The 12821-nt window shown below is 56.3% G+C and carries 10 protein-coding genes; 6 read left to right on the forward strand and 4 right to left on the reverse strand.

Annotated elements, in window-relative coordinates:
- The first annotated feature begins 293 nt into the window (after nt 1–293).
- The 5 genes from QWU00_RS02075 (at nt 294) to QWU00_RS02095 (ending at nt 7608) form a co-directional block, all read left to right on the forward strand.
- Nucleotides 294–2312, forward strand: coding sequence for an esterase/lipase family protein (locus QWU00_RS02075; RefSeq protein ID WP_052051287.1), 2019 nt, complete (start codon nt 294–296; stop codon nt 2310–2312).
- A 44-nt stretch (nt 2313–2356) separates the two neighbouring features.
- Nucleotides 2357–3301 carry an Lnb N-terminal periplasmic domain-containing protein gene (locus tag QWU00_RS02080; protein WP_052051278.1) on the forward strand — a complete coding sequence of 315 codons (945 nt, stop codon included), beginning with the start codon at nt 2357–2359 and terminating at the stop codon, nt 3299–3301.
- Between the two features lie 151 nt (nt 3302–3452).
- Nucleotides 3453–4802 (forward strand): MFS transporter, encoded by a 1350-nt coding sequence (gene tcuC / locus QWU00_RS02085; protein ID WP_269320085.1) that lies wholly within the window; start codon nt 3453–3455, stop codon nt 4800–4802.
- A complete protein-coding gene (locus QWU00_RS02090) occupies nt 4799–6544 on the forward strand; it encodes an OprO/OprP family phosphate-selective porin (protein WP_035379279.1) in 1746 nt (581 codons plus the stop codon). The genes tcuC and QWU00_RS02090 overlap by 4 nt, the downstream gene beginning before the upstream one ends.
- A gap of 404 nt (nt 6545–6948) precedes the next feature.
- Entirely contained in the window at nt 6949–7608 is a 660-nt protein-coding gene (locus QWU00_RS02095) for a TrmH family RNA methyltransferase (protein WP_035379455.1), read from the forward strand.
- A 78-nt stretch (nt 7609–7686) separates the two neighbouring features.
- Here QWU00_RS02095 and QWU00_RS02100 read toward each other — a convergent pair whose 3' ends face one another.
- The 4 genes from QWU00_RS02100 to QWU00_RS02115 form a co-directional block, all read right to left on the reverse strand.
- Nucleotides 7687–8508 carry an SDR family NAD(P)-dependent oxidoreductase gene (locus QWU00_RS02100; protein ID WP_035379281.1) on the reverse strand — a complete coding sequence of 274 codons (822 nt, stop codon included), beginning with the start codon at nt 8506–8508 and terminating at the stop codon, nt 7687–7689.
- Between the two features lie 75 nt (nt 8509–8583).
- Nucleotides 8584–9474 carry an S-methyl-5'-thioadenosine phosphorylase gene (locus tag QWU00_RS02105; RefSeq protein WP_035379283.1) on the reverse strand — a complete coding sequence of 297 codons (891 nt, stop codon included), beginning with the start codon at nt 9472–9474 and terminating at the stop codon, nt 8584–8586.
- Nucleotides 9461–10321, reverse strand: a complete 861-nt coding sequence (locus tag QWU00_RS02110) for a cytochrome c1 (protein WP_035379285.1) — start codon at nt 10319–10321, stop codon at nt 9461–9463. The genes QWU00_RS02105 and QWU00_RS02110 overlap by 14 nt, the downstream gene beginning before the upstream one ends.
- 5 nt (nt 10322–10326) lie before the next feature.
- Nucleotides 10327–11514, reverse strand: a complete 1188-nt coding sequence (locus QWU00_RS02115; protein ID WP_035379286.1) for a cytochrome b — start codon at nt 11512–11514, stop codon at nt 10327–10329.
- A 268-nt stretch (nt 11515–11782) separates the two neighbouring features.
- Here QWU00_RS02115 and hemF point away from each other — a divergent pair, with 268 nt between their 5' ends.
- A complete protein-coding gene (gene hemF, locus QWU00_RS02120; RefSeq protein ID WP_035379288.1) occupies nt 11783–12697 on the forward strand; it encodes an oxygen-dependent coproporphyrinogen oxidase in 915 nt (304 codons plus the stop codon).
- Nucleotides 12698–12821: the final 124 nt, after the last annotated feature.

The following is a 12821-nucleotide window of genomic DNA, read 5'->3' on the forward strand; positions in this document are numbered from 1 at the left end:
CGCCATTTGAAGCAGGACCGTGTTGTGATTTCTAACCAGATAAATTCGATCCAGAAAGCAAAAGGATGAGGTGGTTCAGATCACGTGCCCTTTGCCGCCTTCTGGGGCACAAATGGTCCCCATGGCAGCGCCAGCGGTCTTGGAATGGAAGCCATGAGTTTCTTTTTCGGCACTGTACGCGGGAGGGCTGTCTGGCCACTGAGAAAAAAGCCGCTGAGTGACGCACTGGCGTGAAGGGAATAGAACAGATACCCAACCAGACGCCCTTTTCCTTTCTGCCCTGCGATGTGCCCGTGATCAGACGCCTCCGCCTTTTGCCCAGAAGTGCTGCCTCTGCCGCTCTCCTCCTTCTGCTTGCCGGATGCGCGTCTCCCGTTTCCGTCCGTGAAGTCTCCCTTCAACATGCCTATACGGACCGCGCCCGCAGCGCCCTCAGCGGCAGGCAATTGAGCAATACCACTCACACCATCCTACAACGCCAGAACCTGCTGAAACTGTGGGAATCTCACCCCACGCGGACAATCGACACCCTGCGCGTCATGACGCAGCGGCATTTTTATGCCCACAAGCTGGAAGATCAATTGTTCGCGTTGGCCGAACTCAGTTACCAGCGCGCCCGTAAAACCCAGGACCGTGCACAGTTCATGGCTGCGGCTCTTTATGCCTATGCGTACCTGAACCCCACAGCACCAGAGGCAGACCGCCCCAGCGGGTATGACCCGCATCTGCGGCAAGCGTGCGATATCTACATGTTTGGCCTGACGGAAGCTCTGGGCACCCCCATTACCCTCTCGGCCCAGCAATGGAGCCTTCCGTCTGGCACGCTCGATGTGGAGGCCTCCACCACACCGTTCCAGTGGCACGGACACGAGCTGACGGATTTGCGCCCGCTGGCGCGGCTTTCCATCAGTGGGGTGCAAAACATCTATCGCCATATGGGGTTGGGGGAACCCGTTGCTGGCCTTCCCCTTCTGACGAAACAGGAAAGCCAGTCTTTCCAGATTACGGATAAGCTGCGCGTTCCCCTCAATCTACAGCTTGTAATGAACAACCCGCGCCAGCAGGTGCTGGCCGATCACCAAAAAGCGGTGTTGCACCTCACCGCTATTGATGATCCGCACTCCTCATCTTCCCTGCCAGACAATGCACCTTTACAGTATGACCAGACCGCCGCACGTGCCGTCAGCCTGAACGAGGCCATGGACTGGTCTACCGAATACAAGGGGTTTCTGGACGGAAGGCTGTTTGACCAAGGGAGCATTCCGCAGCTCATCGCCATTGAACCCCACCAGCATGGGCACCGTCCGGTTATTCTGGTGCATGGCACAGCCTCCAGCGCCGCCCGCTGGGCCGATATGATCAATGATCTGCTGGAAGACCCGGAAATTCGTCAGAATTACGAATTCTGGCTGTTTTCCTACGCCACAGGCAACCCCATTCCCTATTCCGCCCTGCAACTCCGCAAGGCGCTTGAACAGGCCGTTCACCAGTTGGGTGGCGTGCAGGCTGATCCTGCCTTGGGAGAAATGACTCTGATTGGCCACAGCCAGGGCGGCCTGCTGATCAAGCTGCTGGCCATTGATGCGGGAGACAAATTATGGAACGGCATGATCTCGCGCCCTCTGAACAGCCTTAACCTGAACACCCCCAGCAAAACCCTGTTGCAGGAAGCACTCTTTCCGGCCCCTCCTCCTGAAGTCAAAAGCGTGGTGTTTATCTCCACCCCTCAACATGGCAGTTATATTGCAGGGTTTTCACTGGCACATTTGGTAGGGCGCATGGTCACCTTCCCGCTTACAGTGACGGAAGTAACCAAAGCTGTCATGTCGAGCGATCCAAACATCCGCCGCCTGAACATGCGCCCATGGCGGGTAGGAAGTGTGTATGGCATGTCCCCCCGCAGTTCCTTCATCCGTTCGCTGGCCACCATTCCGGTCGCCAACCAGATCTCGGCGCACTCCATTATTCCGGTGCTGGGGGATGGTCCGCTTGAAAAACAGAATGATGGCGTGGTGTCTTACAAAAGTGCGCATATGGAAAATGTTGATTCAGAACTGGTGGTCCGCCGGTCTGGCCATTCCACGCAATCCAACCCCATCACCATTGCGGAAGTGCGCCGTATTCTGCTTGAGCAATTGCACACCGGCCCCCACCCGCCCCCACCCGCAGAATTCCTGACCAGAAAGGATATCATGACGCTCGGTGGTCAGTATGTGCCTACAACCCGCACCGCACCACCCGTAAATGACAACCAGCCTGCTGCACCCGTTTTTCCTGCCCCCGCTGGTATGGCTACGGGACCAAACCCGTGACGCTATCCCGCCAGACATGGAGAGGTAGGCTTGTCACTGCCTGTATGCTGGTTGGTGCCGCGTTTGGGGCTGCTGCTTTTTACTATTCCACCCTGGAGCCCGACAGCCTGCGCGTAACACTGGCGCTCCTGTTTCCTGCTCTGGTGGCTGGCACCTTTCCTGTTCCTTCACGCAGGCTCAAAACGGCAGCCCGTCTCCTCCTGTTTGGGGCGTTTTCTGTCTGGTATGTAACAGACCCACCCCGAAACAACCGGGACTGGGCCGGAGAATACGCCATTCCCGCCGATGTCTCCATGCAGGGGCGCATTGCCCACGTCCATCATGTGCGTAACTTTATTTACCGCACTCCCGAAGACTATACGCCACGCTATTATGATGCCGATTATGATCTGGACAAGCTGACCTCGCTTGACCTCATTACCTCTTACTGGGCGGGAGACAGCATTGCCCATGTGTTTCTCAGCTTCGGGTTCAATGATGGCAAGCATCTGGCCATTTCCATTGAAACCCGAAGGCAGAAGAAGTTTCCCTATTCCACCATCGCAGGTTTCTTCCATCACTACGAGCTGTTCTACGTAACAGCCGATGAACGGGATCTGATTGGAGTGCGAACAGATATCCGCAAAGAACGTGTCTATCTCTACAGAGTCTCTCTTTCTCCTCAGGCCAGAGAGCGGTTGTTTGTCAGTTATTTGACGGAGATAGACCAACTGGCGCACCAGCCTGCATGGTACAACACCCTGACGGACAACTGCACCACCGGCATTCTGGCACGCGCTCAGGCCAAGCTGCGTTACCGGCTGGACTGGCGCGTGCTGATGAGCGGCTATACAGCATCGCTCGCCTATGATCTGGGCCTCTTGCTGACAGATGGAATGGATTTTCCTACCCTACGGCAGCATAGCCGTATCTCTCGCCCGGCCAACGCCACGCCAGAAGAAACTTATTCTGAAGATATCAGGAAAAACCTGACGACAGACACACGCTGATACCTTTTCTTTTCCTCTTCATAACAAACAGTTGAGGTTTTTTTTCTGTATTTGTCTTATTTTAATGAGAATTATACGCCTATCTGTGCTTATGCTGTTTCTTTCGCCCTGTGAGGCGGGCTCAATAACAAAAAACATCAAGATATGAGTCATGACAGAAAGCAGCACGACCCTGGGTAGCTTTGCCGACACGAAAGCCTCTCCTCATGCCGAAGCCAGTGCTATGGCCGTAAAACCTATGACCACACGGGAACGCATAAAAGCCGCGGCACAGGTTGCCAGCGGCAACATGCTGGAGATGTACGACTTCATGGTGTTTGGCTATTACGCCGCCGCCATTGGCCGTACGTTTTTCCCCTCCACAGATCCCTATGCGGAACTCATGATGTCCTTCGCCACCTTTGGGGCGGGGTTTCTCATGCGGCCGCTGGGCGCTTTGCTGCTTGGCGCCTATGTGGACCGGATCGGGCGGCGCAAGGGTCTTATTCTTACGCTTACCCTCATGTCCATCGGCACGCTTACCCTCACCCTTACGCCGGGCTACGCGGCCATTGGTGTTCTGGCCCCTCTTCTAGTGCTATGCGGGCGGTTGTTACAGGGTTTTTCCGCCGGGGTGGAACTGGGGTCTACGTCCGTTTATCTGGCGGAAATTGCCCAGCCCCATAACCGCGGCTTTATTGTTGCGTTTCAGTCCGCCTCCCAGCAGGTCGCGGTTATGGCCGCCGCCGCCATTGGCGTGGCCCTGGCCACCCTTATCGCCCCGCCGGATATGGCCGCATGGGGCTGGCGTGTGCCGCTTCTGATCGGGTGCCTGATTGTACCTGTTCTGTTTTTCCTGCGCCGTAACCTGCAGGAAACGGAAGCCTTCGCCACCACGCACAAACCGCCCCATTTTTCAGAAATTGTGCAGACCATTGCACGTGAATGGCGCGTTGTGTCCACCGGGCTGTTGATGGTGCTCATGACCACCACGTCCTTTTACGTCATTACTGCCTACACGCCCTCTTTTGGCAGTGCTGTTCTGCATCTTTCCACAACAGACAGTCTTGTTGTCACGCTTTGCGTTGGCATGACCAACTTTCTGCTTCTGCCCGTGTTTGGCGCTTTATCAGACCGCATTGGCCGCAAAAAACTGCTGATTACCTCCACCATTCTGGCTATTCTGACAGCCTATCCGGCCATGAGCTGGCTGGTAGCGGCGCCTTCCTTCCTGCGCCTGCTGACCGTGGAGCTATGGCTGGCCATCATCTACAGCATCTATAATGGGGCCGCCGTTGTGTATCTGACGGAAATTGTGCCGCCGCGCATCCGTACAACCGGCTTTTCCATGGCGTATAGTCTGGCAACCTGCGTGGGTGGCTTTACGCCTACGGTGTGCACATGGCTCATTCATGCCACAGGCAACCGGGCTATTCCGGGCGCATGGTTGGCGCTGGCCGCCCTGTGCGGACTTGCCGCCAGCCTGATGGCTCGTCCCTATGAGAACAAGCCTCTTACATGACCTCCACCCGTTACGCCTTCACTCTTCTCCTGACAGATACCGCCATGCGCACTCGTATTACTACTCTCGGCCTAGGCATGCTCGGCCTCGTTACGCATCCTTCCTACGCTTCCGCCGCGTCAACTGACCCGGAGGTGCAGGAGCTAACGCGCCTCGTCAAAATGCAGTCACAGCAGATCCATGAACTCCAGTCCCGCTTGGCCAAGGTGGAGAAAAATGCCGTTCATGTCACAGCCGCCACTCATGGCATGGCGGCAACACACACCACCGCACAGACCGCACAAAAGCCCTTTATCCGCAGCCCGGCCCTCTATCCACCACCATCCGTTGCGCGCGCCACACCTGTGCTGAAATCCGGCCCGGAAGAAGCCGTTACCTTCGCGGGAGATGAACCTTCCCAGGGAAGCCCTCTCTATCTCTCCCGCCATGCCACCTATCCGCTTTCCCCGGCGGCTCCGGGGTCATTTGGCGCAATTTCCAACATGCCGTCCGGCTCCGCGCCAGTCATGGGTGTGGCGTCTCAGATTCCAACCTCCAACCGTAGCACCACCATTGGGGGCCTCGTTCTGAAATGGGGTAAGGGCCTGCCGGAAATCACTACGCCAGACAACGCATATTCCTTCCGCATGCGTGGCCGTATTCTGGCGGATTATGGTGGGGCTTTTGGCTCCCGCTTCCCGGCGCAGAATGTCTCCCGCACCACATTGCGCGCTGCGCGCCTTGGGGTGGAAGGCAATGCCCATCAACTCTCCTGGGTTCTGGAAGGCGATTACTCCAACAACGAACTTTCCGTTATGAGCGCCTTCATGACATGGAGCGACAAAATGGCGAAGCACCTTGTTGAATACACGCTGGGCAACAAGTTTAACGAACGCTCCTTTGATGGCTCAACCGGATCGGATCAGACTGTCTTTCTGGACCGCGATATTGTTGCCAATGCGCTCCTTCCCGTTAAGGGCTGGTACGGTCTTGGCGGCGCATTCAAGATTTTTGGGGATAACTGGCATGTGGCCACCCAGATCAGCGGAAATGACGTCAACACCGCCAACGTAACCAACAACGTGCGGGATGACCTCACTTACATGCTGCGCACCCACTATATTCCGTGGCGCAGCAAAAAGGCTCTTATCCATCTGGGCGCGTGGGGCTTTTATGAAGATGTCAAACCCGCTGCGTCCTTTTCACAACGTGTGCGGCTGCTGGCCCGCACGGATGATGCTTTTGGCCTCCAGTTCGGGCCAATGGTTCCCCTCGCCAACTCCATGGCCGGGGGCGTGGAGCTATTCGGCATCTGGGGGCCTGCATGGGGGGTGGTGGAATATGGCGCACGCCACATGAAACTGCGTGATACCGCACCGGGACTATCTCTCAGCCCGCGTAATCTGGGGGCCCAAGGCACGGAACAGGCCTTCAGTTTCCAGACAGGCGCGTTCTTGACAGGCGAGACACCCAACTACTTCGCCCATACCGGGCAGTGGGCAACGCCCCGCGTGCTTCATCCTGTTACAGAAGGTGGGGTTGGCGGCTGGGAAGTTGCCGCCCGATGGGACTGGATTGATGCAACCTCCATCCCCACTGGTGGGCGCGCCTGGACTGCAACCATCGGCGTAAACTGGTATCTGCTCAGCTTTGCACGCCTGATGCTGAACTATACCCACGCCGATGTCACGAACAAAACCGGCAATTATATTGGCCCCAACAGCGGCAATATTGTCGGCGTACGCTCTGCTGTAACGTTTTAGAACTGTCTTTAATCATTTTTCCGACCGACCTAGATTACTGATTAGCGTAATACCCGACCGTTTTGCCGTAGGCCCTGTTCAGATGAGCAGGGCCTGCTTTGTAAATAGGCTTATTTTCACAATAACTCTTCCCTACACGGTAAGGGTCTTATGCGCACTCAATAATCTTCTTGATCTTTCTCTTCATGAGAAAAGAGTATTGTTAAAATTTTTCCTTCCAGTGTTTCCAATACTTCATCTGCCTATGGATCATTGTTTGCTGATGATCGAAGTATTCCCTGCGGCATACTCTTTAAAGCACAAAGCTGATTTTTCATGTAAGAATATGGACTTTGAAGGCTAATCTTCAGGCAGAAAGTCCGATCATCGTAAAACATCGTATTTTCAAAAGAGAGATTGTGAGCATGAACGCAGAGATAAAAGATAAAGCAAAAAAGCCCGCACGCATACGGGCAGATTCCATAAAGGCCTTCCGGTGCCAGAATCTGATTGCGGTCCTTGAAGACCCCAGCAACATAAAAAATATTGGCACCGTCATCCGCAATGTTAATGCGCTTGGGGTGGAGAAAGTCTATATTGTTGATCCGCAGAAAGCGCTCTCCGATGACTGGCAGGAATTGCGGGAACAGAAAGCACTTTCAAAAACATCCGTCTCAGCCATCAAATGGACGTTTGTAAAACGATTTGACAGCACGGCAGACTGTTTTGATCATCTCGAAAAAATGGGATTCACGTCCCTTGTCACGTCCCCTCATGTAAAAGGGAAAAAGAGCATTTTTCTTGATGAAGGGGATTACACCATCTACCCCAAGCTTGCTGTCTGGTTTGGAAATGAAACGCGCGGGATCAGTGATCTGGCTGTGGCTCGCAGCGAAATGTGCGTGAGCATTCCCATGTTCGGCATGATTGAAAGCCTGAACCTTGGAACAAGTTCAGGAATTATGCTGTATGAAGTCACCAAGCAGAGGCGGGCTTATCAGAGCGAATATAAATGGCGTAACAAAAGAGGCACACGGGAAGAACCGCTGCCAACTGTCATCACACCTGATCATGTAGCCCCCTAAAGCGCTCTATTTTACCCCGTTATCCACCATCCGCCAGTTTGAAAAGAGAGCCGGGAACCGGCTTTCCCGACCAAAAAATCAGACCGGGGGTTTCTGTTGCGCTGCCAGATATTTCTTCTGGCCTTTGCGGCCTTTTTTCAAAAGCACAGGCAGGATTAGCCGCCATACGCGCGGCATCATCAGCATGAGTTGCGCCAGTATGCCGTCTGAACTGGGGCAGAACACTTCTGCCCGCGGGCGGCATAAAAGCTTCTGCACAATAGCGGCTATTTCATCCGGTGTTGCAGGAGCCGTTACAAAATTCAGGGGAGAGCCGCCATTATCAATTTCCCGCCGCAGCATGGGGGTATCCACCGCGCCGGGAAAGACGGACGAAACATGAATACCGCATTTTTGCACGTCCTGCGCCAGAGATAACGCAAAACCACGCAAACCGAATTTACTGGCTGTATAGATGCTGCTGCCTTCCAAAGGCACCAGGGCCGCCATGGAATTAACAAACACAATATGGCCGCCTGCTGGCAACAGCGGCAGCACGCCCATGGTCAACAGAATTGGGGCTTCCAGATTAACCATCAACTGGGCGGAAACACAGGCTGTATCCGTGGTGCCCATACGCTGTGGCGTGATAACCCCGGCGCAATGCACAATAGCCTGCAACGGCACGTTCTGGCGGGCCAGATCAGCCACGGCTGCTTCAATCTGCGCTGGCTGAGTAAGATCACAGGCAACAGGCGTTACAAAAGGCTGGCCCGTGGGTTCGCCTTTACGGCTGAATGCCAGCACATGATAGCCCTCCGCCACCAAGCGGCTGACAAGCCTGCCCCCAATACCCCCTGCCGCCCCGGTAACCAGGGCTACAGGTCGGGAGGAAAACTGAGAAGAACGAACTGAAGACATAAGAGATGCTAGGCCAATCTTTAATTTGGCCCAACATTCACTGCTTTGCGCCAACGCGCAAGGGAGACTGACGAATCAGTTACCCAGAACACGCCCTGCTACCACTTTCAGCTTGCTGATCAGTTCTGGATCGCGTGCTTCAGGTGCGGTAATAAGAGCATGTTCAAGCGCGCGGTCACACCCGGCGGAGCACAGACCGCGCGGTTTGCCGAGAGCCGGGATAACCGCCTTCACCAATGCCTTGGCCTTTGCGGAATTGCCCTGCATGATTTTCACCACGCTTTCCACCGTCACGTTATCATGCTCGGTGTGCCAGCAGTCATAGTCCGTCACCATCGCGACGGTTGCATAGCAGATCTCTGCTTCACGGGCCAAAGTGGCTTCGGGCATGTTGGTCATGCCGATAACGGAGCACCCCCATGTGCGGTACAGTTCGCTCTCGGCGCGCGTGGAAAATTGCGGGCCTTCCATCACCAGATAGGTGCCGCCGCGTGTGGCCTCAATGCCAAGCGCTTTGGTCTGGGCTTCCAGCACATCGCCAATACGCGGGCACAGCGGATCAGCCATGGAGATGTGGGCCACGCAGCCAGTGTCAAAGAAGCTCTTTTCCCGCCAGATGGTGCGATCAATAAACTGATCAACAATTACAAAATGGCCGGGCGGCAGTTCTTCCTTCAAGGACCCCACGGCGGAGAGCGAGACAATATCCGTCACGCCAGACATCTTCATGGCCGCAATATTGGCGCGGTAGTTCAGCCGAGAGGGCGGAATGGGGTGGCCACGGCCATGACGGGGCAGAAACACACACTGCACACCATCCAGTCGGCCAAACAGAAGCTGGTCAGACGGTTTGCCCCACGGGGTTTCAACCGTACGCCATTCCTTGTCATCCAGCCCATCAATATCATACAGGCCAGACCCGCCGATAAGGCCGATCACGGGTTCCACAACATTACTTTCGGACATGAGACCAGATTCTCCGTTTCAGGATCACAAGTAGAGTGGCGAGAAAACACAGATACAGCGCCACGCCAACACCCAGCCTGCGCTTGCTGTCCGCATGCGGGTTGGAAACCCACGCCAGAAAGGTGGTGACATCGCGCGCTTCCTGCTCTGCAGTGGCCTGTGTGCCATCGGCATACACCACCGCGCCATCTCGCAAAGGCGGGGGCATGGCAGTGCGGTGCCCAATGGCATAGGGGTTGGTAAAGCCGCCCTCCCCGCCCGCCACGCCTGCAGGGTGAGTCCCTCCACCCCAACTTTCGCCAGCAGCGCTCCCCTTCTCATTTTGATGGGACGGCGGGGCGCCATATCCCGTCAGCAACGCAAACACGCGGTCCGGCCCACCGGGATAAACCTGCGTGATACGAGACAGATCAGGCGGCACCGCGCCACGATTGGCAGAACGGGCCGCCTGGGCGTTGGGATAAGGCTCCGGCAACGCATCATCAGGCTGCGCCTTGCGGTGCTTCAGTCGCCCTTCCGCATCCAGACCGTAAGGCACCTGCCATGCCTCGGCCAGGGCCGCTATCTGTTCCGATGTCAGGCCCATTCCTGCCAGATCAGAAAAATGCACCTGTGTCAGCCCGTGGCAGGACGCGCAGACGCCCGCAAAAACGGCATAGCCACGCTGAACGGCGGCAAGATCAAAATGACCAAGCGGCCCTTTGAAAGACCAGTTCTGAACAGGAGCCTGTGCCGGTGCCAAAGACTGTGCCCACCCCGCCGGACCATGACCCAGCCCTACGCCCAGCAAAAGCGCCACGCCCCCCCATTTACGGGCCTGCGCAATGGAGGAGGACAATACCTGCATTCTGGTCACGCACGTTCTCCCCAGTTAGCGAGCTTTGCATAAAACGGCAGGAAACCAACAAAGTAAGCGTAATATCCCACCGTTGCCAGGCGGCCAACCAGTAGCCAAACGCCCTGTACGTGATGGCTCCCCGCAAGCCCGGCCAATACAAAAGACGCCACCAGAACACTCATTGCCAGCCACGCAAGCCACCGCATACCTGACTTCGGCCCAGTCCATCCCGGCCCGCGATCCAGCCACGGAACACAAAACAGAACCACCACGGCCCCGGCAGACACCAGCAGCCCGCCAAACTTGGAAGGCACAGCCTGCAACATTCCGTAAAAGGGCAGAAAGTACCATTCGGGTTCAATATCTGCTGGCGTATGCAACGGGTTGGCTGGTCGATAATTCGCGGGCTCCGTAATCAGGCCCGGCCAGAAGCACATCACCGTCGTAAACAACAGTGCCATCACCACAACGCCCGGCGTGTCCTTGATGGTAAAATAGGGATAGAAAGGCAGCATCCGTGCCGGGGTCTCCCCCTGTGGGCCAGACGGGCTGCTACTGCCTCTGGCATGCAGCACGGCCACATGCAGCACCACAGCCCCCACAATGCTGAACGCCAAGGTAAAATGCAGCACGAACATGCGGTGCAAGGTCGGTGTTCCGGGCGCATCCCCCCCCAGAAACACCCGCTCCAGCAGGGAGCCAATGACCGGCACGGCCCCCACGGCTTTTCCGGCAACATCTGCGCCCCAGTAGGACATCTGCCCCCACGGCAGCACGTACCCTGCAAAGGCCGTAACCATGACCATGACCAACAGGGCCGATCCGATCAGCCACAGCCCACGGCGTGGCGCGCGATAGGAACCATAATACAGGCCACGAAACACATGCAGGTATAAAGCAGCCATGAAAAAGCTGGCACCTGTCATATGCAGGCTTCGCAGCAACCAGCCGGATGGCATACGCCGTTCCAACGCCTCGACCGAGCCAAAAGCCAAGGATGCATCCGGCGTATAGGACAACGCCAGCGTAAGGCCGCTAAGGAGCATCAGCCCCAGCACGGCGACCAGCATGGCACCAATAGTCCACAGCAGGTTCAGATCCGCAGGGAGCAGAAACCCCATATAGTCTTTTACAAAGGCCACCACGCCAGCAGCCTCATGCCTCCGGCCTGTCTGGTCCTTGCAAGATGGGCTGCCCTCCATCCGCTCTCTCCTGCTGCATGGGCAGAAAGAGCACGCCCCAAGAGAACACGCCCCTCCGCAACCGCCTGATTTTTGGATAGCGCCATTGCGCTACCCTCACTCCGTAAAGGAGGGCGCAACCCTGTGGAAGCAGGGATTTGCGGCATCAGCCTTTACAGCGCCCCCGTGTTTAGCGATGAACAGGGTGATCTTGCAATGATCGCCAAGAAAGCGCACCCCTAGGGAAACCACCAGAAAACCCTGCGTGTGAGAGGATACAAGACCCGGCATGATTCCGACCAAAGCTGATTCCGTTCCAGCCCATAATGCCCTGAAGGGTGAAGCCCGCACCTGGTTTGAAACCCTGCGGGACAGGATCTGCGCTGCGTTTGAGCAGATTGAGGACGAGGCCGTGCAGAAAGGCAGCCCCGTTCTGGCCGGACATGAAAAGGCAGGCCGCTTTGAACGTAAAAGCTGGGATCGGCTGAATCAGGATGGCACACCCGGCGGTGGCGGCGTGATGGGCCTGATGTATGGGCGTGTGTTTGAAAAGGTGGGTGTGAACGTTTCCACTGTAGAAGGCACATTCAGCCCGGAGTTTGCCGCCACCATTCCCGGTGCTTCAGAAGATCCGCGCTTTTTTGCCACAGGCATCAGCCTTGTGGCCCATATGTGCAGCCCGCTAGTGCCTGCGGCCCATTTCAACACCCGCATGATCATCACGACACAGGGCTGGTTTGGCGGCGGCGGAGATATCACCCCCATGTTTCCGGCGTCCGAGGACGCCATTGATGACGCTGCCCGGTTTCATGCCGGTTTTGAGCAGGCCTGCGCCAAACATGATCCAGAATATTATCCGCGCTTCAAGGCCTGGTGTGACAAGTATTTCTACCTACCCCACCGCAATGAACCCCGTGGTCTGGGGGGCATTTTCTATGACCGGCTGGATAGTGGCAACATTACCGAGGACTTCGCGTTCACCAAAGATGTGGGCCTTGCCTTTCTGGAAACTTATCCGGAAATCATCCGTGGCCGCATGATGGAACCCTGGACGCCTGAACAGCGTGATGCCCAGCTTGTCCGCCGTGGCCGATATGTGGAATTCAACCTGCTGCATGACCGCGGCACCTTGTTTGGCCTGAAGACTGGCGGCCATACGGAAGCCATTCTGATGAGCATGCCGCCCGAGGTAAAATGGCCCTGAGGGCCAGCCCTGATTTTGCCGTGTTGCGTTTTTAAAAGCATCAGGCGTGCAGCGGGCCTTTTCCCTGACCGCACCGCGCCTGCAAACAATGGTCCAGTGTCTTAAGGCTAAGGGGGATTTTACA

Source organism: Acetobacter tropicalis (assembly GCF_030644465.1).
Taxonomy (GTDB): Bacteria; Pseudomonadota; Alphaproteobacteria; order Acetobacterales; family Acetobacteraceae; genus Acetobacter; species Acetobacter tropicalis.

Bases quoted from the DNA above. Each gene is read 5' to 3' on its own strand.
- QWU00_RS02080 (WP_052051278.1), top strand. From the start codon at position 2,357: ATGCTGGTTGGTGCCGCGTTTGGGGCTGCTGCTTTTTACTATTCCACC.
- QWU00_RS02095 (WP_035379455.1), top strand. From the start codon at position 6,949: ATGAACGCAGAGATAAAAGATAAAGCAAAAAAGCCCGCACGCATACGG.
- tcuC (WP_269320085.1), top strand. From the start codon at position 3,453: ATGACAGAAAGCAGCACGACCCTGGGTAGCTTTGCCGACACGAAAGCC.
- hemF (WP_035379288.1), top strand. From the start codon at position 11,783: ATGATTCCGACCAAAGCTGATTCCGTTCCAGCCCATAATGCCCTGAAG.
- QWU00_RS02115 (WP_035379286.1), bottom strand. From the start codon at position 11,514: ATGGAGGGCAGCCCATCTTGCAAGGACCAGACAGGCCGGAGGCATGAG.
- QWU00_RS02090 (WP_035379279.1), top strand. From the start codon at position 4,799: ATGACCTCCACCCGTTACGCCTTCACTCTTCTCCTGACAGATACCGCC.
- QWU00_RS02110 (WP_035379285.1), bottom strand. From the start codon at position 10,321: ATGCAGGTATTGTCCTCCTCCATTGCGCAGGCCCGTAAATGGGGGGGC.
- QWU00_RS02100 (WP_035379281.1), bottom strand. From the start codon at position 8,508: ATGTCTTCAGTTCGTTCTTCTCAGTTTTCCTCCCGACCTGTAGCCCTG.
- QWU00_RS02105 (WP_035379283.1), bottom strand. From the start codon at position 9,474: ATGTCCGAAAGTAATGTTGTGGAACCCGTGATCGGCCTTATCGGCGGG.